The following is a 24,254-nucleotide window of genomic DNA, read 5'->3' as shown; positions in this document are numbered from 1 at the left end:
AGATCATACGTAATTCTGCCGTTCGATCAACTCAAACAAAACACCTTCGCGCAATGCATAATCGGTTTGTACAATTTTTTTGATACCAATACTCCGAACCAGCGTTTCAATCAAAACAACTGCAGGTACGATCAGATCCACCCGAACATGATCCATCCCTTTCATTTTTATGCGTTCTTCACGTGTCGATGCAATCAGTTTGTGATATACCTTATAAAAATCATCCGGTAAAATTTCTTGGGTAATGCGTTGTTTCTCTCCCGGATCAACTTCATCAATCATGTCTACTACAGTATCGAAAGCACCAGAACATCCGACCAACATTCCCACCTTGCTTTCTGTGCATCGCTGAATGGCCTGAACATGTTGTTCCGTAAAATACTTTTGCAGCGTTTCTATTTCGTTCTGTTGAACAGGATCAGATAACTTGAATTTATTAATGATGCGTGCCATCCCAGTAGCCTGGCTTTCTTTCCACAATAAATCCTGATCTTTAGCCAAAATCAGTTCGTTGCTTCCCCCGCCAATATCGAGAATCACTGCCGGATTTTCAAGATTTTGAAAGGCCAGCAAAACGCCTTTAAAAATAAGTTCTGCCTCTTTTTCACCGGGAATAACCTTTACCAGCCAACCGCATTCGTCACCAAGTCGCTCCAATAAATCAACTTTATTTGAAGCGCCACGCACTGCCGAGGTTCCCAGCGCATATACCCGCTCAACCTCCAAATCTTCGATAATCTTCTTATGCAATCTGAATGATTCGAGCGTACGTTCCATCGCTGCAGGACTGATCTCGTCATCCCGAATTTTATCGTCACCCAACTTAACGAGTTGCTTGCTTTGGTGCAGGATTTTAAAGCCTCCGCGTTGCATTTCAGCAACAAGCAGGTTACAGGTGTTGGTTCCCAGGTCGATAACAGCGATACGCATAAATGCGAACTTTGAAAGTTTATTTCTAAATTTGATTTTGATGAAATCCAGACAAATATCCGATATAATAAAAGGAAAAGCAAATGAATTAGGTCTGCAGGATTGCGCCATTCTGCCGGTGGAGTATTTAGCAGAAGATAAGGCACATTTGGATGAATGGCTGGGCCAGCAAATGAACGGAGAAATGCATTACATGGCCCGAAACCGGGAAAAACGTGTTAATCCTGAATTACTGGTTGAAAATGCGAAGAGCATTGTAGTTGTCCTTCAAAATTATTACCCCGCACACACTCAGGAAGATAGTTCAGCACCGGTTTTATCGAAATATGCTTATGGAACCGATTATCATTTTGTATTGAAAGATAAGCTGAAGCTGCTGCTGCAATTTATTAACGACGAAATTGCTTCCTGCTCGGGACGCCCGTTTGTAGATTCAGCGCCGGTACTCGAACGTGCCTGGGCCAGAAAAGCCGGTTTGGGCTGGATAGGCAAAAACAGCAACCTGATCTCGCTCGAACACGGAAGTTTCTTTTTTATTGGCGAACTGATACTGGATATTGAATTGCCCTACGACCATCCAAAGCTCGTAACCGATCATTGCGGGCGCTGCACCAAATGCATTGATGCCTGCCCGACAAAAGCCATCGTTGCCGACCGGGTGGTGGATGCCCGAAAATGCATTTCGTACCAAACGATTGAAGTGAAAGGTGAAATGGACGATACACTGAAAGGACAATTCGAAAACCGTGTTTTTGGCTGCGATATTTGCCAGGATGTTTGTCCCTGGAACCTGAAATCGGAGCCACACAACGAACAGGCCTTCGAACCTCATCCTAAACTCCTGCAACTTAACAACGAAGACTGGAACACCATGGAGCGGCCGCTTTTTAATGAACTTTTCAGAAACTCTGCAGTCAAACGTGCCGGATTTAAAGGATTAAAAAGAAACCTAAAGTTCCTGAGAGATGGCTAAAAAGTTTACATTTCAGTCGGTGTTGATAAAAGGAGCCTTTAACGGCACCTATGCTGATTTTCCTTTCGATAGTCAAAAAGAATTTGGCACAAAAAAGCATGTTTGGTGCGATGTTTCGATAGAAGGCAAAACATATTCCATGAACCTGCTCCCGAACGGCAATGGCGGGCATTGGCTCCACCTGAAAAAAGAAATCCGTGATGAAATTGGAAAACAAGAGGGAGATACAGTAAACGTTGAACTCAATAAATCGGACAAAACACGAACCATTGAAATACCCGAATACCTGCAGTGGTTACTTGATAACGACCAGCAAATGAAAAAGTATTTCAATAAGCTAAACATATCAGGAAAAATGTTTTGGATTGAACATATTGAAGACACAAAAAACGAAGATACCAAGGTTGATCGCATCAATAAGTTTTTTGAATTTCTGCACCAGAATTATGCAGGTAAAGTTTGATACTCCAGCAAATTTATCATTAACTTCAGCTATCAACTAAAACCAATAAAATGAAAAAATCAGTGCTCGTTGCCCTTGTGCTTCTACTAAGCATATCTTGTTCCAATAGTCCCAACTCAGAAAATTCAGAAAAGCTACCCAATATTGTTTTAGTTTTTATCGATGATATGGGATATGGCGATGTGGGCTGTTACGGAGCCACGGGTTACATCACTCCCAACCTCGACAAGCTGGCAGCACAGGGAATGCGTTTTACCAACTTTTACTCGGCTCAGCCGGTTTGCAGCGCTTCGCGTGCAGGCCTGCTAACGGGATGTTACCCCAACCGGATTGGATTTTCAGGAGCTCTTTTCCCCGATAGCGAAGTGGGAATCAACCCCGCAGAAACCACAATTGCCGAAATGCTGAAAACCAAAGGTTATGCAACAGGTATCTTTGGCAAATGGCACCTCGGTCATCTGGAAAAATTTCTGCCACTTCAACATGGTTTTGATGAGTATGTTGGTATTCCCTACTCAAACGACATGTGGCCATTAAACGATGTTGGCGAACCTGTACCGAAAACATCGCGAAGAAGCACTTACCCGGAACTCCCGATACTGGAAGGAAATGAGGTGATGGAAAGAATTACCAGCCTCGAAGGACAGGATAAACTGACCACTTTGTATACCGAAAAAGCAGTGGATTTTATCAATCGCCACGCCAACCAGGCATTTTTCCTGTATATGCCGCATTCAATGGGACACATTCCACTCGGAGTCTCCGATAAATTCAGGGGGAAAAGTGAACAAGGCAAGTATGGCGATGTAATGATGGAGATTGACTGGAGTGTAGGCGAAATTGAGAAAGCACTGGAATCAAACAACCTTGCAGACAATACGGTTTTCATTTTCACAACGGATAATGGTCCGTGGCTGAATTTTGGCAACCACGCCGGTTCGTCGGGTGGATTGCGCGAAGGAAAAACCACTAGTTGGGAAGGTGGTCAGCGCGTACCTTTTATTATAAAATGGCCGGGGAAAACACCCGAAGGCACCATCTGCAACAAGCTGGCCTGTGCAATCGACCTGTTACCGAGTTTTGCAGAAATTACCGAAGCACCGCTACCTGAACAAAAGATTGACGGAACCAGTGTTGTAGAACTCTGGAAAGGAAATACAGAAGCAGCACCTCGCGAAACGATTTTGTTTTACTACGGGAAAAATAACCTGAACGGAGTTCGAAAGGGAAACTGGAAACTCGTATTGCCACACACCTGGATGTCGTACTACACCAAACCGGGAAAAGATGGACATGGAGGCCCCAGAATCCCGATGAAAGTAGAGGAACCTGAATTGTATAACATGATGCGCGATCCCGGCGAACAATACAACGTTATTGAATTCTATCCTGAAAAAGCCACTGAACTGATGAAAGTTGCAGAAGCAGCACGCACCGAACTGGGCGATCTGAATGTTGGCTTGGAAAAAGGTTCAGGAACCAGAGAAATCGGGAAAGTCACTAATATGGAGTGATTGATATTTTATACTTTCTGACACCCGGCCGTACACGGTATTTTTGTAATTGCCGGATTGATGTTCCACCAACCCCCGAAACTTCGTAATCCACGTTCAATATCGTATTTGGCGCTTCGTGCAACTGATAGGTGTACATTGCCCGCGAAAGGTTATCGGTAGTGTATTTATGCAAGCTGAAATTCAAGAGCTCATCGCCTTTTATCAGCAAACCTTTGCCCTCGTCGTTTTGCACTTGCAACCAACGCACATCGCAACGGTTTCCATATTCCTGCGGAATAATGTAAGGAACATACATCGAATCGACAGTAGAATGATAACGGCTGACTTTTGCCCCGGTTTTTCTGTCCGGGTAATTTTCAAAAGGTCCGCGGCCATAATAATCAACCTTATTGAAAGCCTTTGGCAACTGAAACTGCAACCCAATTTTTGGCAACATATCGGGCATTGGACCGTGCGGAATGATTTCCTGTTCCAGTTCAATTTTCCCGTCAGCGGTAAATGTCCAGGTTTCAATACGCTCGAAAGCTGAAAAATTACCGCCCCAGTTTAAGCGGCGATTGGCCGGCAACGATGAATTAGAAAACACTTTCATGCGAACTTTTACTGCATTCTCGTATAGCTCAATCACTTCCACGTCATCAACCTGAGTAACCAAATCGCGCATTCCGAGGGTGCGTAAGGTATTGTCGATACTTCGGCCATATCCCGGAGTCCGGTTTTCGCGGCTAAACATGTAGCGTCCCCACGGATCGATATCGTTGGCCGTTGGTGCCCGCCAAACATTAAATTGCGGTCCGCCTTCCAAATACTCGGTTCCGTTAAATTGCAACGATGCCAGTTCTCCCGTTCTTTTATCCAGCACATATCGGAAGTCAGCTCCGGAAATGATCAGCTGATTTTCATCTCCCGTATAACTTACTTTTTTATCATTTTGGGCATCTTCTACAAAAAATAAATCGGTTGGAACCGTGAATTGCTCCCAGGCAATTTCGTGGCCTTTGGATGCCCAATCTTTATCTTCTTTCAGCATAAAACCAACGGTCATTATCGCCTCCTGACGCGCGTCGATGCGCAAACGGCGGTAATCAATCGCAATTTCAGTAGTGTCTCCGGGTGCCAGATCACATTCAAAAAGGCCATTTTGCGAAGGTTTTCCGTCGACTTCAATTTCCCAAAATCCATCAAGGTCATTCAGGTTTTTAAAGTGGTGGCGATTGATGATTTTGAAACGACCATTTTCAATATCGACAGCTTCGATTTTTACCGGCTGCCCCGATTTTTTTATCTGGTGTATTTCAGGTTGCACGCTTCTATCGGGCCAAACAATTCCGTAGGTGCGGCCACCCAATCCCACTGCGTAAAAGTTGTCGGTTAGTGTATCTTTTTCAAAGTCGAGATCCAACACGGCACCTGTTTTTGCTTCTTCAATGCTGTTAATCGTTACAGCTTTGGGGAAAACTTTTACTTCGTCGATCACCATTTTTGAAAGACGCCCCGAATACTCTCCCTGATCCTGATTTTCGGCTTCGCGGCCTATGCACAACGGGAAAGGTGTTGGGCTGCTATTCCCGTTAAATGAAGTATTCGCAACTCGTTTTTTATCGATATAAAGTTGCAGACTGCTGCCGTTATAAATACCGGCAATGTGGTGCCAGTTGTCGTAAAAATCATCAGTTACTTTAGCTTTTGCTGAAATTCGCTTTTCGCCCTGTACATAAAATTCGAGTGTTTGCGAATCTTCCATTCTGATTCCATATCCATGTTCGCCCTTTGTTATAAAAGTGTTCGCCTGAGGAATCTCGAATGGTTTCACCCAAAACGAAATGGACAGCTGATTCCCTGTGATATCAAGACTCGGATCGCGGTAAAATTCCACCCAGTCGTCGTGACCTGAGAATTCGAGTCCCCAACCGTTTTTGCCTTCCTGAAATACCGGACGTCCCATAATTTGTCCGTCGTTTTTGGCTTCAGAAATATCGTTGACAATCCAACGTGGTGTTTCAATGCCCGGACTGATCCAGTCCCAAATCGCACCGCCGGTCAGCCTCGGATATTTCCATATGTACTCCCAGTATTCATCCATTCCTCCCAAACCGTTGCCGGTGGCTGCCAGGTATTCATCCATAAACGAAGCCCGTTGATCGTTTTCGGGCAAGACCTTTCCTTCTGCCAGATTTTTATAATCAATCGGGCTCCAGTAACGTGGCCCAACTATATCTTCAAAAGGAATATAAAAGCTATTTCCGCCGTACATCCATGCGGGGCGGCTCGGATCGATCGCTTTCCCGGTTTTTATCACCTCGTGAATATTCTGACCGTTGCCCGATTCGTTTCCGGCACTCCATACGATCACCGACGGATGATTGCGGTCGCGATAAACCAGCTTACGCGAACGGTCGCGGTACATTTCAGTCCATGCCGGATCTTCCGAGAGTTGCAGGTTTTTATGCGCCTCATCACCCACTTCGGCAAAGATGTACATTCCCAGTTCATCGGCCATGCTGAGATATTCGGGTGTTGGCGGATAATGACAGGTACGTACGCAATTAATATTGTTTTGCTTCATGAGAATGAGGTCGGTACGTAAAGTTTCCAGCGGCACTGCCTGCCCGTGTTTGGGATCGTGCATGTGACTGTTCACCCCATTCAGCTTTACCGGAACACCGTTCACCGTAAGAATATGGTCCTTGTATTCCACTTCACGAAAACCAATTTTCTGGGTGAAAGCTTCCAGAATATTTCCATTTTCATCTTTCAAAACAAGCAACATCTGAAACAGATTGGGGAATTCAGCCGACCATTTGGGCGGATCGTTAACCAGTGTTGAAAGAATGATCTTTTGACTGGCTGCCGAATCAATCGTCAGTTCCTGTTTTTGAAGTCCTTCCTGCAAAATCGATCTTCCTTCCTCATCAAACACATCCATTTCTACTGTTACATCAACCGGTTCAGCATACGTATTCTTCACGTCAAGCTCTACGTTCAGCGTTGCATCTTTGTATTCATCATCCAAATCGGTGCTTACATAATGATCGTGGATATGAGTTTTGGGCTGAGCATAAAGTTTCACATTGCGAAAAATTCCCGACAGTCGCCACATGTCCTGATTTTCGAGGTAAGAACCATCGCAAAAGCGCAGCACTTCCACCGAAATATCGTTTTCACCCCGATCGAGAAAAGGCGTAATGTTGTATTCAGCAGGCTCGAAACCACCCTGGTTGTAGCCCACACGTTTTCCGTTCACCCAAACATACGATGCTGATTTTATCCCTTCAAACCGCAGCATCACCTGTTTGTCTTCCCACTCGCGTGGCAGTTCAAATTTACGTTTGTAACACCCCACCGGATTGTAATAATCAGGAATATGAGGCGGATCATTCTCAAAAGTGAGGGCAACATTCCGGAACTTTGGATGTCCGTATCCTTCCATCTGCCAGTTCGACGGTACTGTGATTTCGTCCCAGTCTTTTGTTTTGAAATCCGATTCCCAAAAACCTTCCGGAACCTGATCAGGAGTTTCCACCCACAGGAATTTCCATTTTCCGTTTAGTAACTGAAAGTTTTCGCACTTTCGGGGCAAATTCTGAATGGCCTGATCCCGCGAACTATAAGGCATATGAAAAGCATGTGGCGCATTCTGTCCTTTTTCAAAAACGGACGGATTTTGCCAGTCGTCGGGAAGAAATTCAATTTCCTGAGAAGTTGCACTTAAAAACAAACACAGAAGAATGAAAAGAGGAATACGATTCATGTTTTGATTTTTTGTTTATCGCCAGGTCGAACATCCGTAAAAATAAGATTGCTGAGTCGCTTTATCAATCCCCGTTCTTTATAAAATCAGATTGCTTCAACGTTATGCTTATTGTATTCGTGGAAATATGCCGATGGGGTGAAACCGGTCTGTCGTTTAAAGCTTCTGTTGAAGTTGGACAGGTTATTAAAACCACTTTCGAAACATATTTGCGAAATCGACATTTTACCTTCAATAATCAACCGGCAGGCATAGCTAATGCGCAAATCGTTTACGAATTCAGAAAGCGATTTACTCGATTTTTCTTTAAAATACCTGCAGAATGCCGAAGGATGCAAATTTGCGATTCCTGCCACCTCTTTAAGCTCCACTTTTTTCAGGTATGATGAATTTAAATAGTGCAACACCTTTGAAAAGCGGTCATCAATGTATTTGTGCAATTCAAACTGGTAGAGTTCTCCGGCCAGCAAATGGTAATCTTCGGTATTCGATAAAAACTGAAGGAGCTCGAGCGTATGAATGATCCGATCCAGTCCTTTTGAGTTCACAATACTAAAAACGGTAGCTTCTGCCTGTTTCGAAATTTCAGGAGGAAAACACATCCCTCTTGATGAACGCTGCAGCATATCCATTACAAGCTGGAATTCAGGAAATTCAGAAACTGCGTTATCAAAAAAAGTATTCGAAAAATGGATGACAACATACTCAATATTCTTATTGCTTTCAGTTCGATGATAGGACTCATCCGACTTCCAGAAATGTGGCAGATTGCTGCCCAGTAATACTAAATCGCCCGAACTGAACGACTCAATATTATCGCCTACAAAACGACTGCCTGAGCCATCAATCACATACATTATCTCGTATTCTGAATGAAAATGCCAGGGAAAAGTAAAGTGAGGTCTGTTTTTTAGTTTGGCGTTCACGATCGACTGACCGGGAAAGCTAATCTGTTCGTGCATTAGTTTCATAGCAGCATCTCTTCTTAATTCATGAATCTGTAACAAATGTAAAAAAAGTACCATCTCTTGCAATTTTAATACTGTTAGTTTTTTACACAAGTCGATAAATTTGAAGGTTACTAAAACCAATAAAATGACAAATGATCAATGGGATATTCTCCTGCGAACAGTGCATGGAGAAAAGCCACAAAAACCTGTAACCGGATTCATCATCGACAGTCCCTGGATTCCGGGCTGGGCAAATATTTCAACGCTACAATTTTACTCATCGGAACAAATTTGGTTTGAGGCCAACAAAAAAGCCATCGAAACATTTCCGGAGATTCTGTTTCTGCCGGGATTCTGGTCCGAATTTGGAATGTGTACCGAACCATCGGCTTTTGGTGCCAAACTGGTGTGGAACGAATTCAATTTACCGCATGCCGACAAAGTAATATACGATATTTCGGATGCTGCAGGCTTAAAAATCCCCAATCCGAAAACCGACGGCTTGCTGCCATTCATTATCCAGCGGTTGGCGAATTATGAAACTCCGATAAGGCAGATGGGCCACGACATAAAATTTGCCGTTGCACGCGGCCCGCTCAATATCGCCTCGTTTTTAATGGGCACCACCGAATTTATGATGGCGCTGATGATGGATCCTGAAAACGCACACAAGTTGCTGGAAACCATCACCCGATTTTCGATCGACTGGATACAGTACCAAAAAGAAAAGTTTCCCAGCATAGAAGGGATCCTGCTTTTGGATGATATTGTTGGTTTTATTGGCGACGACGAATGCAAAGAATTTGCAGTGCCCTACATTCAGCGGATTTTCTCTGCTATCGATTCAAAACTGAACTTCTTCCATAATGATGCTCAGGGTTTGATTTCAACTCCTTATTTAAAAGAAATGGGAGTCAGCCTTTTCAATTTTAGTTTCGAGCACAGCATGAAAGAGATCCGCGAACTCGCCGGCCCCGAAGTTGCGTTAATCGGCAACCTTCCGCCACGCGATGTGCTGATGGCCAAAACTCCGGAACAGGTTCGCGAGGAAACCCGGAAAATGGTACTCGAATTTGGCGATCCCAATCGCGTGATCTGGTCGTGCGGAGGCGGAATGCCACAAAATGTAAGTACGGAAAACATTCAGGCTTTTAAAGAAACCATTGATGAAGTAGTGCCACAACTGGGCTAAAGAATAATATTCCGAACTAAACCTAAATAAAATGAAAACCTTGCTTCTTTTCGGCTTAATCATTGTCGCAAATTCGTTGTTTGCGCAGGATCTGGCAAAATTTGTGGTTACATCAAAAACCGACCGTGTTGATGCACCGGTTTCTGTTCCGCTCGATGCAATAAATTACAACAGCGACATGGGAGCACTCGTGCTTTACGAGTTGAGCGAAACCGGAGAGGAAGCCGTTCCATCTCAGGTTGAATACGGGCATACAGCTCGTTTGTGGTTTGTTTTGGAAGGACCGACGACAGCGGGCAGTGAACGCCGGTTCGTCATTCGTCAGGAAGATAATCCCGGAACAATACAGCCGGCAATCCAGTTGCAATTGGACAGCGAAGATCTCATCTTGCAAAAGAACGACCAACCGATATTAAAATACCGGTATGCCACCACACTGCCTCCAAAAGAAGCCAATCCGCTTTTTAAACGGTCAGGCTATATTCATCCGCTGTGGTCGCCGGGAGGAAAAGTTCTGACCCGCATACAGCCCGCTGATCATTACCATCATTACGGTATTTGGGGCCCCTGGACAAAAACCCATATTGACGGACGAGAGGTTGATTTCTGGAACCTGATAAAAGGTGAGGGAACGGTGAAATTCGCCAGTTTTCTGACTGAAACGGAAGGTGCATTATTCAGCGGTTTTGAAGCCTTACAACAACACATCGATTTTGGAGCAAAAGGCGAAGACCAGGTTGCGATGAATGAAGTTCTGGATGTGCGTGTATGGAACCTGCTTAAAGGTGTATGGATGATTGACTACACGGTTTCCTTAAATTGCCCCCTAAAGGATGGGATCATGCTCGATGCCTACAGGTACGGAGGTGGAATTGGCTGGCGTGCTACAGAAACCTGGGACAAAGACAACTGTACGGTGCGTACTTCTGAAGGGAAAACCCGTGCAGATGCCGATGGTTCAAATGCGCGTTGGTGTATTGTGGAAGGTGAATCGGAAACTGAACAGGGACGTTCAGGCATACTTTTTTTGAGTCACCCATCGAACCGGATGCATCCGGAACCAATGCGGGTTTGGCCGCTTGATGCCAACGGCGGAAGAGGCGATATGTATTTCGAATTTGTTCCGATCCGACACAACGACTGGAAACTTGATTCGAAAACAAATTATACCTTAAAATACAGGATGATTGTTTTTGATGGTAAACTGGATGCAGAAACGGCGGAGAAATACTGGAACAGTTTTGCCTCCATGCCCGAAGTCGAATTTATTGATTAAATTTAAAAACTAACGAACTAATAGAACATACTTAAATCACTAAAACAACATGAGACGAAGAAACTTTCTAAAAAATGCAGCAGCCACTACTGCCGGCACGCTGATTATCCCAACCATTGTTCCCTCCTCGGTATTCGGAGCGAATGCACCGAGTAACAAAATCAATATTGGCCAAATCGGCTGCGGACGTATTGCCATTACGCATGACATGCCGGGCACCCTGCAACACGATGCAGCCAGGTTGATAGCTGTATGCGATGTTGACAGTATCAGAACCGAAAAGGCGAAAAAATATACTGAAGATTTTTACAAGAAGAAAACAGGTAGTTCAAATCCTGTTGATGTAAAGATGTATGACGATTATAAAAATTTGCTGGCCAACAAAGAGATTGATGCAGTTATTATAAGTACTCCCGACCACTGGCACTCGCAACCGGCCATTGAAGCTGCGCTAGCCGGTAAAGATATTTACCTGCAAAAACCAACTTCGCTTACTATTACTGAAGGCCGGCAATTGAGTGATATTGTAAACCGCCAGGGAACCATCCTTCAAATGGGAACACAGCAGCGTTCGTCGTCTCAGTTCCGGAGAGCAGCCGAACTGGTTCGCAACGGCAGAATCGGGAAAGTTCATACCGTAAAAATCGGATTGCCCGGCGATCCGTCAGGCCCTGTATTTGAAACCGGACCGGTGCCATCGAACCTAAATTTTGATATGTGGCTGGGTTCAACCCCGGAAGTTGAATACAAAGAAAAACTGGTACATCCGCAAAACGATTACAGCCGGCCGGGATGGTTACGCCACGAGAATTATGGTGCAGGCATGATTACGGGATGGGGACAGCACCATTACGACTCTGCAGCATGGGGAATGGATACCGAATTTACAGGACCAATATCAGTTGAAGCCGTAGCACAGTTTCCAAAATCAGGCGACTGGAATGTACATGGCGACTTTATGGTAAAACACGAATATGCCAACGGAATTACCGTTTATACAAGTGGTGGATTTCCAAACGGAATTCGTTACGAAGGCGAAGACGGTTGGATTTTTGTTACACGCGGTGCATATCGCGCAACTCCAACTGATCCTATTCCTGAAGGATCGACAAAAGCCCTGGATGCCAGTAGCGAGGACATTTTGAAGTCGGTTATTGGCGACGATGAAATAAAACTATATGTAAGTGAGGAACAACATGGCAACTGGCTGGATTGCATAAAATCGCGCAAACAACCAATCTCTCCGGCTGAAATAGGACACCGCGCCTGCTCTGTTTGTTTGGTCAGTCACATTGCAATGAAAATACCCGGAATTTTGGAATGGGATCCGACTGCCGAAAGATTTAAAAATAACGATCTGGCCAATTCAATGCTTAGCCGTCCACAGCGCTATCCATACGGAACGAACTACGTAAAAATGTAGGTCACCATAACCAGGACGACTAAATTGTAATTCAAACTTAAATACGATGAAGAAAAGAATATTGTTATTGATATTCGTTGCAATAAACTTTATTGCCAACGCACAACTAAAAGAATTTGAGTGTAATGATTCCTGGATCCAGAAAATAAAAGGTCTGGCACCGGAACAACCTGAGGTGAAACCACAAAAAACCAGAAAAATACTTGTATTCGACCGGTTTACGGGATTCAATCACTGGGTAACGCCTCACACCAGCCAGGTAATTAAGGCACTCGGAGATAAAAGCGGAGCTTATCAAACTGAAACAACCAAGGACATCTTCTGTTTCGAAACAAAAAACCTGAAAAAATACGATGTGGTTGTTCTTAACAATGCCTGTTCAGTTGGTCCCCGGCGCGACCTTATCCTCGATGCTTTGGAAAAGGATACCAAGCTGAGCGAAGAAGAATGCAAGAAAAAAGCCGCTGAACTGGAAGAAAACCTAATCGACTATGTAAAAAAAGGCGGTGGTTTGGTGGTTGTACACGGAGCAATCGTAATGCAAAACAATTCGATGCCGTTTAGCGAAATGGTTGGAGGAAGTTTCGACTACCACCCTCCGCAACAAACAGTAAGGCTTGAACTGGCAGAACCTGAACATCCCTTGTTAAAAGCTTTTGAAGGAGAGGCATTTGTCCACGTTGACGAACCTTATCTTTTTAATAAGGCATATGAGAAAAAGAATTTCAGGCCACTGTTATACATGGATACCGATAAGCTGGAAAAGAAACCAAAGCCAATTGAGGAAAACATCAGATATGTTGCCTGGATAAAACCTTTTGGCAAAGGTCGGGTGTTTTACACATCGCCTTCACACAACGCTCAAAGTTTTGAGAATCCGCGTTTGTTGAAATTTGTCCTCGATGGAATTCAATATGCTACAGGCGATTATAAAGTTGACGACAAACCTGTTTCACGGCAATAATACACACAAAAAAAATAGCAGGGTTCTGATCCGGGCAGGCGGGGTATTCTCAATAATAATATGCTTAAAAACATGAAGGCTTGCTAAAAAAATATCAAATTCTGCAAAAACAATACAAGTGTTGAATTAGCTGCCAGCATAAATTTGGAAGAAATGGAAAGAGGATGAAATAAGTATAAAAAAGAAGGAGAAATGCTGCAACACTTCTCCCGATTATAGCTTAATCTAAAAGGACTTAAACTAAACTATTCAAAACTATGAAACTTCAGAGTTTTTACGCAAAAATTGCCCCCATTTGATATTTGTATTTACAAATTATTAATACGCAATTTTATTTCTAACTATTCATACAACTAACAAAATTGAATGACAAATTCAATTAACTAAATCATGAGCTTATGCAAAAATTATTGATGATTCTTATTGTGCTTTGTAGTACTATAGGTACTGCTATGGCGCAAAAGACTGTGACAGGAACTGTTACAGGAACCGATGGTATTCCTTTACCGGGAGTTACCGTGGTAGTGAAAGAAACTGTTACCGGTACCATAACCGACATAGACGGCAAGTATACCTTGCAGGTACCCGAGCAGGCTGTTCTTTTGTTCTCGTTTGTGGGAATGAAGAGTACAGAGGTAGAAGTTGGTAACCAAACAGTGGTTAACGTAACTATGGAACCTGATGTAATTGGCTTGGAAGAAGTAGTAGCTATTGGTTACGGTACGGTTAAGAAGAAAGACCTTACCGGTGCTGTTACCCAGGTAAATGCCGAAAAACTTGAAAAAGAGGCAACTGCTAACATTACCGATGTGTTACGTGGTGCAGTTCCGGGATTGAATGTAAACTTTAGCCACACAGCTAAAGGATTAAGCAGTGCCAGTGATATGTTGATACGTGGAGAAACTTCCGTTAGATCTGACGCAAACGATCAAAAGGCCGCAAACGCTCCACTCGTTGTGGTTGACGGAATGATTTACAACGGCGACCTTGCGGACATTAATCCCAACGACATTCAGACTTTCGATATTTTGAAGGATGCGTCATCTGCAGCCATTTATGGTTCGCGGGCATCGAACGGGGTTATACTCATAACTACCAAAAGAGGTAGAAAAGGTAAACCAACCATTAATGCCAGTGCAAGTGTTGGCGTTGCAGTAATTGCGCATACCGCATTAGACTGGATGGATGGCGAAGAATTTATTGACTGGCGTATCGCAGGATTTGAAAATAAAGAGAGACACCAAATTGAAAAGCCAGGCTACTACAGACATCCTGACGATGCAGGGGTTGATTTACAAACCTGGAAAGAATATGATGGCTCGGGCGCTGTAAATGATATTGATCAGATTTGGCTAAACCGCTTAGGCTTTTATCCGTTGGAAATTGCCAATTACAAAAGTGGTTATAAGGAAAACTGGAAAGATATATTGTATCAAACCGGATTACATCAGGACTATAGTCTAAGTTTAAGTGGTGCTAGCGAAAATTTCAACTACTATTGGTCGGTTGGTTATACCAACAATGAAGGTATCCGATATAACGAGCAATTTGAATCATATCGTTCGCGCATTAACCTCGAGGCAAATGTAACCGATTGGTTAAAAGTGGGGACCAATACCCAATTCTCTATTCGGGACGAAAGTAATGTGGTTGCCAGCGATAACTGGGGACAATTTACTCCTTACTCTCAATTGTATGAAAGAGACGCCGACGGCAATTTCACTGACGTATTGGAATACGCTCCAACCGGTAACATTTCGGCATCGCGTAACCCATGGCTCGACCTGGGCTACCGCGATCGCTTACAAACATACACCAACCTTTACAGTAAATTATTTGCAACCCTTACTTTACCCTATGGTATTAGTTTCACCTCAGAATACATCCCTCGTTTTTCATGGGAAGAATATTATGATGCGCAATCATCTGAACATCCTGATTGGGGAAAACAAGGAGGTATAGCTACACGCAGGCACCGTAAACGCCTTGAATGGCAATTGAACAATATTTTGAAATGGAATAAAAGTTATGGCGAACACGATTTCGACTTTACTTTCCTTCAGAATGCTGAGAAAAACCAGTATTGGCAAAGTTACATGCAACGCCGCCAGTTCCAGCCCAGCGACATCTTAGGCTACCACCGTATGCAGGCTGCTACCGAGGATATTGAAATATCGAGTAACGATACTTACAGCACTGCCGACGCACTTATGGCTCGCCTAAACTATATATACAAAGGAAAATATCACTTAACCGGTTCATGGCGCCGCGACGGATACTCGGCATTTGGTCAGGCAAATCCACGCGCTAATTTCGGTTCGGCAGCTGCTGCCTGGACAATAAGTGAAGAGGATTTCTTTAGTGTGGAGTGGATGGACATGTTGAAGGTTCGTTTATCTTACGGATCGAATGGTAACCGTGGTGTTGGCACCTACGATGCCATGTCGCAACTGGCAACAGGTAAATACGTTTTACAAACCAATGGTACAGCAGGATATGTTTCGCAGTTGTACTCAAGTCGTATGGAGAACAAAGAGTTGAAATGGGAAAGAACTACAGCTTACAACCTCGGACTCGATTTCTCTACCTTTAATGGCCGACTTCGCGGAAACGTGGAAGGTTATTTAATGGAGACTACCGACCTGCTTATTCCTCGTAAATTGCCCACAATTACAGGTTACAGCAGTGTATTCTCTAACTTAGGTCAGGTTGACAACCGTGGTTTCGAGCTCTCGTTAACTTCAATCAATATACAGAAAAACGATTTCGAATGGACAACCAATTTTGCAGTAGCTTTTAACCGAAACGAAATCGTTCACCTTTATGGTGATTTCGATGAAGAAGGCAATGAACTGGATGATCCAACAAACAGGTGGTTTATTGGTCATTCACTGGATGAAATATGGGATTATCAAACCGATGGCATCTGGCAACTAGAAGAAGCTGAAGAAGCTGCTAAATATTCACGTAAACCAGGTGATTATAAACTTGTTGACCAGCTAACAGAAGATACAGACGGGGATGGCATTCCGGATGCAGGAGATGGCTATTATACCAACGATGACAAAGTATTCCAGGGGTACTCTAGACCACCATGGCGCTGGAACATAAGAAATGACTTCAGTTGGAGAAACTGGGAGGCTTCAATAAAGATGTATGCATATACAGGATTTAAAACAGCCAATAACCATTTACGTAACAATGACGTATTTTACGACAGGGGTTCTTCTTTTGATGTACCATACTGGACACCGGAAAAACCAAATAACAAATGGGCGAGTGTAGAAAGCTATGAATCGGGCTTCAATGTTTATGAAAACAACTCGTTCTTGCGTATCGACAATATTTCAGTAAGCTATAATGTTCCTGAAGTGCTGTTGAAAAAAATTCAGGTAGAACGTTGCAAACTTTCATTCGTGGCATCCAATCCTTATGTATTTACAACCTGGTCGTGGATGGATCCTGAAAGAAACTCTACATGGGGCTATACTCCATCAACTTATTCACTGAAACTGAACCTTACACTTTAAAAGATGAAGATTATGAAAAAGTTTAATATAATTTCAATTGTAACTTTGGTAATGGTTTTAATGTGGACCAGTTGTTCGGAAGATTTCCTGGAACCTAAACCATTATCGTTTTACGAACCAAGTACTACCTTTGTTAACGAAGAGGGCCTAGATGCTGCATTGGTTGCTTGCTTAAGGAATGCCCGCCATGAGTTTTACGGCGATGGTAGTCCAATAATTACTGAAAATGTTTTCTCGGATGTTGCTGTAGAAGGTACTACCGACAAATCGGGCCCTGCCCAGGATTTACCGGCACAAATTTTACCCGATGCTAATCTCAATAGCACCAATTACAATCGCATTGGCTGGTACTGGCAGGAAGGTTACTACCGGATTAAATATGCCAACACGGTTATTTCACGCATTGACGTAGCTGATTGGAATAGTGAGGCCGATCGTAACAATATTTTGGGTAAGGCATATTTTCACCGTGCAAGAGTTTACTATCGCCTAACCCAACAGTTTGGCGATGTCCCTTTGCTTTTGGAAGAAATTACTTCACCGAAACTGGATTTTTATTCTTGTACGCGCGAAAGTATTTTGCGCAAGATGAAAAAGGACATGGAATTTGCAGCCCAATGGGTAAAAACTGAAGCGGAAGGTGTTCCTGTTGGCGACATCAACAAAGCAGCCTGTAATCACCTGCTTACAAAAATTAATTTGGCTCTGCATGAGTACGATGATGCCATAGCTTCTGCAAGTGCAGTTATTGACGATGGTTACCACCATCTGATGACGGAGCGTTTTGGTATCGATAAAGATGATCCAACTAAAAACGTAACCTGGGATTTGCACCAGGTACCAAATAAATCGATAGCTGAAAACCGCGAAAGAATTTATTTATTCACCTCACGTGAGGAGTTGACTGAAGATAATGCAAGTGAACGGATTTCAACGATGCGTCAGTGTGTACCATTCTGGCCTAAAAACATTAAAACACCGAATGGGAACAATGGCATGTCTGACAAACCTCTTGGGAGTAAAGTTAGTGGCAAGGCGGTAGAAATCGATATGGTAACAACATATGGTCGTGGAATTGGCCGTTGTCGACAAACACCTTATAGCCATACACAAAACTGGGACGATCCAAATGATTATCGCCATGCTCCGGGGAACTGGATGAATATGGAAGACATGCTGTATAACAATCCGGATCTGCTAAATAAGAACGATGACTACTATGGTAAAAATCTGCAATTATACACCAGCTCAGGAGGTATTTTATGTACCGATACCATTCGTTCATGGTTTGGATGGCCGCATTACAAATTGTATGTAGCCGACCCGACCGATAATACGCCGGACGGAGGAAACGGAGACTGGTATTGTTACCGTTTGGCCGAAACCTATTTGCTACGTGCCGAAGCCTATTTCTGGAAAGGCCAACTCCAAAAGGCTGCTGACGATTTAAATGCAGTTCGTGTTCGTGCCAATGCAGCACCCTATTCTGCCGGACAAATCAACCTGGGCACCATTCTTGACGAACGGGCTCGCGAATTGTTCTTTGAAGAACCGCGCAAAACAGAAATTACACGTATGGCCTTTATGCTCGCAGAAAGTGGTAAACCATGTTACAACGGAAAAACTTATAGCATGAGCAATTTCACTGAAAATAACTTCTGGTACGATCGTGTAATGGAGAAAAATTCATTTTACCGTAACAATGTAGTGGCTCCTCATTACACCTACCGTGCTGCTCCGTGGATTGCCCTATGGCCAATTCCAGCAGAAGCAATTAACTCGAATACCAAGGGAGTAATTAACCAAAACAAAGGTTACCCAGGCGAAGAAGTTTACCGCGAACCGGTTTACTGGCAGGACGGTGAAGGTGAAGGAATCATCGTTGATCCAAACGAATAAACGGAAATTATTTATTATCGATCAATCCGTATTATTCTGAATATAGAAGTTTAGTTAGAGTTTACCAAAAGCGCTGCTTGTCGAATGACAAGCAGCGCTTACTCTTTAGTGCTGCCTTACTTTCATTCGATTTTTGATATCTTCGTGAGGCAAAATCAGAAGAATCATGAGACGCATATTAATGCCTGTATTACTAATCACAATCTTATTCGTGGCTTGCACTTCTTCGAATCAGAAAAAGGCGACCCAAAAAGAAGTAAGCGCAGAAACATTTACCAATGATGGCACATGGTGCTGGTTCTCGAATCCGAGAGCTGTGTATTACAATAATGACAAACTGATAACGGGTTGGGTAAAAAAAGACGGTTCGGTAGAAGCTGCTTCACTGGATTTAACAAGCGGCGAAAAACAATTCAAGATACTCTTTCCTCAACTCGAAATCGACGATCACGATAACCCGGCATTTACCATCCTGCCCAACGGGAATGTATTGGCCATGTATACCTGGCATTCCACAAAAAAAGGAGTGCTTATGAACACCACTACAAACGGCGGCGATATCAGTTCGTTTGGCGAAAGCATAACATTTAAGCCTACCAGTGAGGCATTGCTTGAACGTTTCCCGCGCGAGACATATACCTATGCCAACCCTTTTGTGCTATCGGAAGAAAACAACAAATTGTTTGTATTTGGCCGCTGGACCGGCTTTAAACCGAATCTTATTGTTTCTGACGACAATGGTCAAAGCTGGAGCGAAAAATATGTGATTGTTAGCGATAATCCGTTTACACCCGATAACCGTCCTTACGTGAATTATTATTCCGATGGCAAATCGAAAATTCACATGATTTTTACCGACGGACACCCGCGTAACGAACCACTTAATTCGGTTTATTATTGCTACTACGAAAACGGAGCGTTTTGGAAAGTGGACGGCAGCAAGATCTGCAAGCTCGACGAATTGCCGTTTGAGCCAAAAGATGCCTCGGTAGTTTACAAAGCCACCGAAGAAACCGGCAGATCGTGGATCGCCGATATCGTGGTGAAAGACGGACAGCCGGTAATCCTGTACTCGCGTCATCCCGAAGAGACCGACCACCGCTACCGCTACGCCTGGTATAACGCAGAAGAGGGAAACTGGATTGATCATGAAATATGCAAAGCAGGCCGCTGGTTTCCGCAAACACCCGAAGGTGAAGTTGAACGTGAACCCCACTACATGGGCAACCTCACATTCGATCCGGCCAACCCGGAAACCGTTTACCTTTCGCGCCAGATCAACGGACGTTTTGAGATTGAAAAACACGTGACTTCCGATGGAGGTGAAAACTGGAAAATCACCCCGATTACAAGTAACTCAACCTACGACCAGGTAAGGCCCTATGTGCCACGAAATAAATCAGCTGATGCAAAAACCGTGGTGATGTGGATGGAGAACAAAAAATACATTCATTACACCGATTACGATACCAGTATCAAATATTTTATCGACGAATAAACAGCTACCAAAATGAGACGAAATCTGATCATCCTTTTTGTTTTCATACTTTTTTCAGCCTGCGTTCAGCAGAAAGAACAAAAGCCTGAGCATCCGAATGTACTGTTTATTGCTGTTGATGATTTGCGCCCCGATCTGGGTTGTTACGGGAATCCGGTGGTTCATTCGCCTAACATCGACAAACTGGCGCAAACCGGTGCGGTATTTATTCACCAGTATGCACAAATTCCCACGTGTGGCGCCTCGCGCTACAGCATGCTAACCGGGATGTTGCCAAAAACAAAAGGCCATCTGGGAAATGAGGCTTGCCGAAAATTTATTGCTGAAAAATCCTCCGGTGACGAACCCGAGACTTTTATTCATCAGTTAAAAAATAACGGCTATTACACCGTCGGAATTGGAAAGATCAGCCATTATGCCGATGGATTGTTATACGGCTACACCGATTCCGTAGGTACCGAACGCGAATTGCCTAACAGCTGGAACGAATTGCTGTTTAATCCGGCCAAATGGAAAACCGGGTGGAACGCCTTCTTTGGTTATGCCGACGGCGAAAACCGCCAAAGTATGAACAGGCAGGTAAAACCTTACGAAAGTGCCGATACCGATGATTATGGTTATGTGGATGGCTACACAGCCGAACTGGCAGTGAACAAATTGAAAGAACTTGCTAAAAAGGATGAACCATTCTTTTTGGGGGTCGGATTTTTTAAACCTCATTTGCCCTTTACTGCGCCTAAAAAATACTGGGATCTGTATGCGGAAGAAGATCTTGCAACCGCTCCTTTCGATTCAATTCCAAAGAACGTGAATCCGGCCAGTTTGCAAAACAGCGGCGAATTGAATGGCTATCAACTTACCGATGAAAAAGCCTCACTTGATCATCCGGTTTCGGATGCGTATGCCAAAAAATTACGCCATGCCTACTATGCCTGTATCTCGTATACCGATGCACAAATTGGCAAATTGCTCGATGAACTGGACCAACAAGGTCTGGGGGAAAATACCATTGTGGTAATTTGGGGCGACCATGGCTGGCACCTTGGCGACCAGCGCGTGTGGGGAAAACACACCCTGTTTGAACGCGCCCTCAGTAGCACTTTTATTGTCCGGGCTCCCGGAAAAACAAAGGGTGAAAGCATTCAACAAGTAGTAAGTTCAATCGACATTTATCCTACAATACTCGACCTTTGCGGTGTTGACATGCCGCATCAAACCGATGGGGAAAGCCTTGTTCCACTCCTTCAAAATCCGGATAAAGAGTGGCAGGAAGCAGCTTACGGGTATTTTAACAATGGCATTTCTGTTCGCACAAAAGATTATCGTTTAACGCAATATTTCCGCAAACAGGAACCGGTGATCGAGTTATACGACCATAAAAGTGATCCGAACGAAAGCAAGAACATTGCAGCCCAACATCCCGGGATAGTTGAACAGCTGATGCCCCTTTTAAAAGAAGGTGACACCGGCTTATACCATTAATACTTTTCTGTGTTTTAAAGACTAAAATGAAATGTTTCGCCGGCTTTTAAATCCTTTTCCGAAACAACATCATTGTACTTCAACTTCAGAGTGCCGTCTTTATCTGCGTTAATTTTTGCTGACGTGAGTTTTCCTTCTGCCCAAACAATATCAACTGTATAACCACCTCTGGCTCTCAGACCGCTAACTTTACCGGCAGGCCAGTCGGCAGGAAGTGCAGGCAATAACTCAACCACACCAGCATGACTTTGAATTAGCATCTCAGCAATTCCGGCGGTAGTTCCAAAATTGGCATCCATTTGGAAAGGAGGATGTTGCCCAAATAAATTTTTAGAAGTGCTTTTTGCTAATACCGTATTCAGGCTGTGTTCCGCCTTTTCGGCCTCGCCCAGGCGCGCATACTGACTGATCAGCCAGGCGGCACTCCAACCGGTGTGTCCCCCACCGTTTTCGATGCGGTAATCCAGCGATTTTTTAGCTGCTGCCGCCAAATCGGGTGTTTCCTGCAAGTTGATCTGCTCACCAGGATGTACAGCAAACAAATGCGAAATATGACGATGGCCAGGTTCTACTTCAGGAAATTCGTGGGCCCATTCCATCAATCGGCCATCAGAACCAATCTTTGGCCCGGCCAAATTCGCTCTGGCTTCTGTCGTTTGTTTTACGAAATCATCCGAAATACCCAGTTCATCCGATGCCAGCATAAAATCGGTAAACAATTGCCAGATCACCTCCTGATCATGCGCCGGCCCCATACTGATCTGGCAACGGCTTCCGTCAGGTGCCAGAAAAGTATTTTCGGGAGAAACCGCCGGCCCCGAAACCAGTTTTCCAGTTTCCGGATCTTCTACCAGCCAGTCGAGGTAAAACGCAATCGCGCCTTTTAAAACCGGGTACATTCTTTCCAAAAATTCTTTGTCGCCGGTAAAGCGATAATGTTCGGCAATGTGCGTCGCTATCCAGGCACTGGCTCCCGTGTGCATGCCCCAGCTTGCTGCTTCACCGGGTGAGGTATATCCCCAGATATTTGTAATGGGGTGTACCACCCAACCACGGTTACCATATTGCACCTGCGCCGTTTTGGTGCCGGGTTCAACCAGCGATGCAACCAGATCGAACAAAGGCTCATGCATTTCTGAAAGGTTGCATACCTCGGCCGGCCAGTAGTTCATCTGAACGTTGACATCGGTGTGGTAATCGGCATTCCAAGGCGTTTGAATTTTATTGGCCCAAACGCCCTGTAAATTAGCCGGTAAACATCCCGGCCTCGACGATGAGATCAGCAAATAACGGCCATACTGAAACATCAGTTCCACCAGGTGATTATCGTGCTGGCTTTCTTTGAATTGTGCAATTCGTTTATCGGTGGGAACCGGATTGATTTCCTCCGGGGTTAAATCAAGTTCAACCCGACTAAAATAAGCCTGGTATTCAGCAAGGTGATCGGCCAAAAGCTGCTTGTAACTTTTTGCAGCTGCCTTCTCAATATTTTTTGCGGTTATCGATTTGTAGTCGCGCTCTTTGTATTCAGGATATTTGAGCACATAATCAGTTGATGCCGACAGCAACAGAATAACTTCATCAGCATTGCGAACAATCAGCTCTGAGTTATTAAAAGCAAGCTCTCCCCCCCTGTTCACAGCCTTTAAACGTGCCATGTATTCGAGGTTTTTCCCGCCTTTTCCATCAACAAGTGCTCCCGACATGATCAATTGATCGTCTTCCGTAGTGGTTGAAAAATATTCCGGACGGTCGAGCGAACAGCTAAACGATAGCTGCCCGGGTTTATCGGCAGTAAATCGCGCAACAAGCACCTGATCAGGATAACTGGTAAAAATTTCGCGTTTAAAATGAACGTCGTTTTGAGTGTAACTTACACTGGCCACTGCTGTGTTCAAATCCAGGTCGCGGTAGTAATTTTGATATTCTGCCTCGTTTTGAAAATCTATCCGAAGATCGCCAAGCGTCTGAAAACAGCCAAAAGGCACTGTGGAACCGTTCCCGTGACCACTTCCGGCACCCTTACAAACCTGCGTTTTATTGGTCAGCTGAGTTGCTTCCTTATATTTTCCTTCGAACAACAGGCGGCGAATTTCTACCTGAGCTTCCCGGGCATCCGGATTATCATTATCATCAACACTTCCCGACCACATACTTTCTTCATTTAGTTGAATGCGTTCGGTGTTCACATCGCCAAAAACCATGGCACCAAGCGAACCATTTCCCAAAGGCAAAGCTTTCAGCCATTCCGGATCGTCTTTCCAACCGTTTTTATCATCTTCGGCTGAAGCATTGGCAGGTTTATCGTACCAAAGTTTTAAATCTGATTTTGGTTGATCGGCATTTTGACATCCGAGAACTAAGAATAGAAATGCCGCGAATAGGTAGAGTTGATTGAATTTCATA

The 24,254-nt window shown here is 44.0% G+C and carries 15 protein-coding genes; 11 read left to right on the top strand and 4 right to left on the bottom strand.

The window, feature by feature from the left end; all coding sequences use genetic code 11:
- Positions 1-3: 3 nt before the first annotated feature.
- The gene (locus HFD85_RS02415) at positions 4-930 is read right to left on the bottom strand and encodes a Ppx/GppA phosphatase family protein (RefSeq protein ID WP_167605007.1); all 927 of its coding nucleotides are present in this window, start codon (positions 928-930) and stop codon (positions 4-6) included.
- A gap of 40 nt (positions 931-970) precedes the next feature.
- Between HFD85_RS02415 and queG the strand changes: the two genes are divergently transcribed.
- From queG to HFD85_RS02400, 3 genes are read left to right on the top strand one after another with little or no spacing between them, the layout of a single operon-like run.
- Positions 971-1,903 (top strand): tRNA epoxyqueuosine(34) reductase QueG, encoded by a 933-nt coding sequence (gene queG, locus HFD85_RS02410; RefSeq protein ID WP_167605006.1) that lies wholly within the window; start codon positions 971-973, stop codon positions 1,901-1,903.
- The gene (locus tag HFD85_RS02405; protein ID WP_167605005.1) at positions 1,896-2,366 is read left to right on the top strand and encodes a YdeI/OmpD-associated family protein; all 471 of its coding nucleotides are present in this window, start codon (positions 1,896-1,898) and stop codon (positions 2,364-2,366) included. Before queG ends, HFD85_RS02405 begins: the two co-directional genes overlap by 8 nt.
- Positions 2,367-2,416: 50 nt before the next feature.
- The gene (locus HFD85_RS02400; protein ID WP_167605004.1) at positions 2,417-3,880 is read left to right on the top strand and encodes a sulfatase family protein; all 1,464 of its coding nucleotides are present in this window, start codon (positions 2,417-2,419) and stop codon (positions 3,878-3,880) included.
- Here the strand turns inward: HFD85_RS02400 and HFD85_RS02395 are convergent.
- Together HFD85_RS02395 and HFD85_RS02390 are read right to left on the bottom strand one after the other, a co-directional pair.
- On the bottom strand, positions 3,867-7,634 hold the full coding sequence (locus tag HFD85_RS02395; protein WP_167605003.1) for a beta-galactosidase small subunit-related protein: 3,768 nt from the start codon (positions 7,632-7,634) through the stop codon (positions 3,867-3,869). The two genes, HFD85_RS02400 and HFD85_RS02395, sit on opposite strands and share 14 nt — an antisense overlap.
- Before the next feature lie 86 nt (positions 7,635-7,720).
- The gene (locus tag HFD85_RS02390; protein ID WP_167605002.1) at positions 7,721-8,659 is read right to left on the bottom strand and encodes an AraC family transcriptional regulator; all 939 of its coding nucleotides are present in this window, start codon (positions 8,657-8,659) and stop codon (positions 7,721-7,723) included.
- Positions 8,660-8,729: 70 nt separating this feature from the next.
- Between HFD85_RS02390 and HFD85_RS02385 the strand changes: the two genes are divergently transcribed.
- The 8 genes from HFD85_RS02385 (at position 8,730) to HFD85_RS02350 (ending at position 21,848) form a co-directional block, all read left to right on the top strand.
- Positions 8,730-9,776 carry a uroporphyrinogen decarboxylase family protein gene (locus HFD85_RS02385; protein ID WP_167605001.1) on the top strand — a complete coding sequence of 349 codons (1,047 nt, stop codon included), beginning with the start codon at positions 8,730-8,732 and terminating at the stop codon, positions 9,774-9,776.
- Between the two features lie 31 nt (positions 9,777-9,807).
- Entirely contained in the window at positions 9,808-11,052 is a 1,245-nt protein-coding gene (locus HFD85_RS02380; protein WP_206081840.1) for a DUF6807 domain-containing protein, read from the top strand.
- A gap of 49 nt (positions 11,053-11,101) precedes the next feature.
- The gene (locus HFD85_RS02375) at positions 11,102-12,475 is read left to right on the top strand and encodes a Gfo/Idh/MocA family protein (protein ID WP_167605000.1); all 1,374 of its coding nucleotides are present in this window, start codon (positions 11,102-11,104) and stop codon (positions 12,473-12,475) included.
- A gap of 46 nt (positions 12,476-12,521) precedes the next feature.
- Entirely contained in the window at positions 12,522-13,439 is a 918-nt protein-coding gene (locus HFD85_RS02370) for a ThuA domain-containing protein (RefSeq protein ID WP_167604999.1), read from the top strand.
- A 398-nt stretch (positions 13,440-13,837) separates the two neighbouring features.
- Positions 13,838-16,969 carry a SusC/RagA family TonB-linked outer membrane protein gene (locus tag HFD85_RS02365; protein WP_206081839.1) on the top strand — a complete coding sequence of 1,044 codons (3,132 nt, stop codon included), beginning with the start codon at positions 13,838-13,840 and terminating at the stop codon, positions 16,967-16,969.
- A gap of 12 nt (positions 16,970-16,981) precedes the next feature.
- Positions 16,982-18,868, top strand: a complete 1,887-nt coding sequence (locus HFD85_RS02360; RefSeq protein ID WP_167604998.1) for a RagB/SusD family nutrient uptake outer membrane protein — start codon at positions 16,982-16,984, stop codon at positions 18,866-18,868.
- Positions 18,869-19,034: 166 nt separating this feature from the next.
- Positions 19,035-20,366 carry a BNR-4 repeat-containing protein gene (locus HFD85_RS02355; protein ID WP_240925000.1) on the top strand — a complete coding sequence of 444 codons (1,332 nt, stop codon included), beginning with the start codon at positions 19,035-19,037 and terminating at the stop codon, positions 20,364-20,366.
- Positions 20,367-20,378: 12 nt separating this feature from the next.
- Positions 20,379-21,848, top strand: a complete 1,470-nt coding sequence (locus HFD85_RS02350) for a sulfatase (RefSeq protein WP_167604997.1) — start codon at positions 20,379-20,381, stop codon at positions 21,846-21,848.
- A 14-nt stretch (positions 21,849-21,862) separates the two neighbouring features.
- On the opposite strand, the gene HFD85_RS02345 is transcribed toward HFD85_RS02350, so the two are convergent.
- Positions 21,863-24,253 (bottom strand): glycoside hydrolase family 95 protein, encoded by a 2,391-nt coding sequence (locus HFD85_RS02345; RefSeq protein WP_167604996.1) that lies wholly within the window; start codon positions 24,251-24,253, stop codon positions 21,863-21,865.
- Position 24,254 lies beyond the last annotated feature (1 nt).

The organism is Maribellus sediminis, from assembly GCF_011799805.1.
GTDB classification, from domain to species: Bacteria; Bacteroidota; Bacteroidia; order Bacteroidales; family Prolixibacteraceae; genus Draconibacterium; species Draconibacterium sediminis_A.
The sequence above is the reverse complement of the archived record's forward strand: the minus strand, read 5'-3'. Positions and strand labels throughout refer to the sequence as shown.

Bases quoted from the DNA above. Each gene is read 5' to 3' on its own strand.
- HFD85_RS02415 (WP_167605007.1), bottom strand. From the start codon at position 930: ATGCGTATCGCTGTTATCGACCTGGGAACCAACACCTGTAACCTGCTT.
- queG (WP_167605006.1), top strand. From the start codon at position 971: ATGAAATCCAGACAAATATCCGATATAATAAAAGGAAAAGCAAATGAA.
- HFD85_RS02405 (WP_167605005.1), top strand. From the start codon at position 1,896: ATGGCTAAAAAGTTTACATTTCAGTCGGTGTTGATAAAAGGAGCCTTT.
- HFD85_RS02400 (WP_167605004.1), top strand. From the start codon at position 2,417: ATGAAAAAATCAGTGCTCGTTGCCCTTGTGCTTCTACTAAGCATATCT.
- HFD85_RS02395 (WP_167605003.1), bottom strand. From the start codon at position 7,634: ATGAATCGTATTCCTCTTTTCATTCTTCTGTGTTTGTTTTTAAGTGCA.
- HFD85_RS02390 (WP_167605002.1), bottom strand. From the start codon at position 8,659: ATGGTACTTTTTTTACATTTGTTACAGATTCATGAATTAAGAAGAGAT.
- HFD85_RS02385 (WP_167605001.1), top strand. From the start codon at position 8,730: ATGACAAATGATCAATGGGATATTCTCCTGCGAACAGTGCATGGAGAA.
- HFD85_RS02380 (WP_206081840.1), top strand. From the start codon at position 9,808: ATGAAAACCTTGCTTCTTTTCGGCTTAATCATTGTCGCAAATTCGTTG.
- HFD85_RS02375 (WP_167605000.1), top strand. From the start codon at position 11,102: ATGAGACGAAGAAACTTTCTAAAAAATGCAGCAGCCACTACTGCCGGC.
- HFD85_RS02370 (WP_167604999.1), top strand. From the start codon at position 12,522: ATGAAGAAAAGAATATTGTTATTGATATTCGTTGCAATAAACTTTATT.
- HFD85_RS02365 (WP_206081839.1), top strand. From the start codon at position 13,838: ATGCAAAAATTATTGATGATTCTTATTGTGCTTTGTAGTACTATAGGT.
- HFD85_RS02360 (WP_167604998.1), top strand. From the start codon at position 16,982: ATGAAAAAGTTTAATATAATTTCAATTGTAACTTTGGTAATGGTTTTA.
- HFD85_RS02355 (WP_240925000.1), top strand. From the start codon at position 19,035: ATGAGACGCATATTAATGCCTGTATTACTAATCACAATCTTATTCGTG.
- HFD85_RS02350 (WP_167604997.1), top strand. From the start codon at position 20,379: ATGAGACGAAATCTGATCATCCTTTTTGTTTTCATACTTTTTTCAGCC.
- HFD85_RS02345 (WP_167604996.1), bottom strand. From the start codon at position 24,253: ATGAAATTCAATCAACTCTACCTATTCGCGGCATTTCTATTCTTAGTT.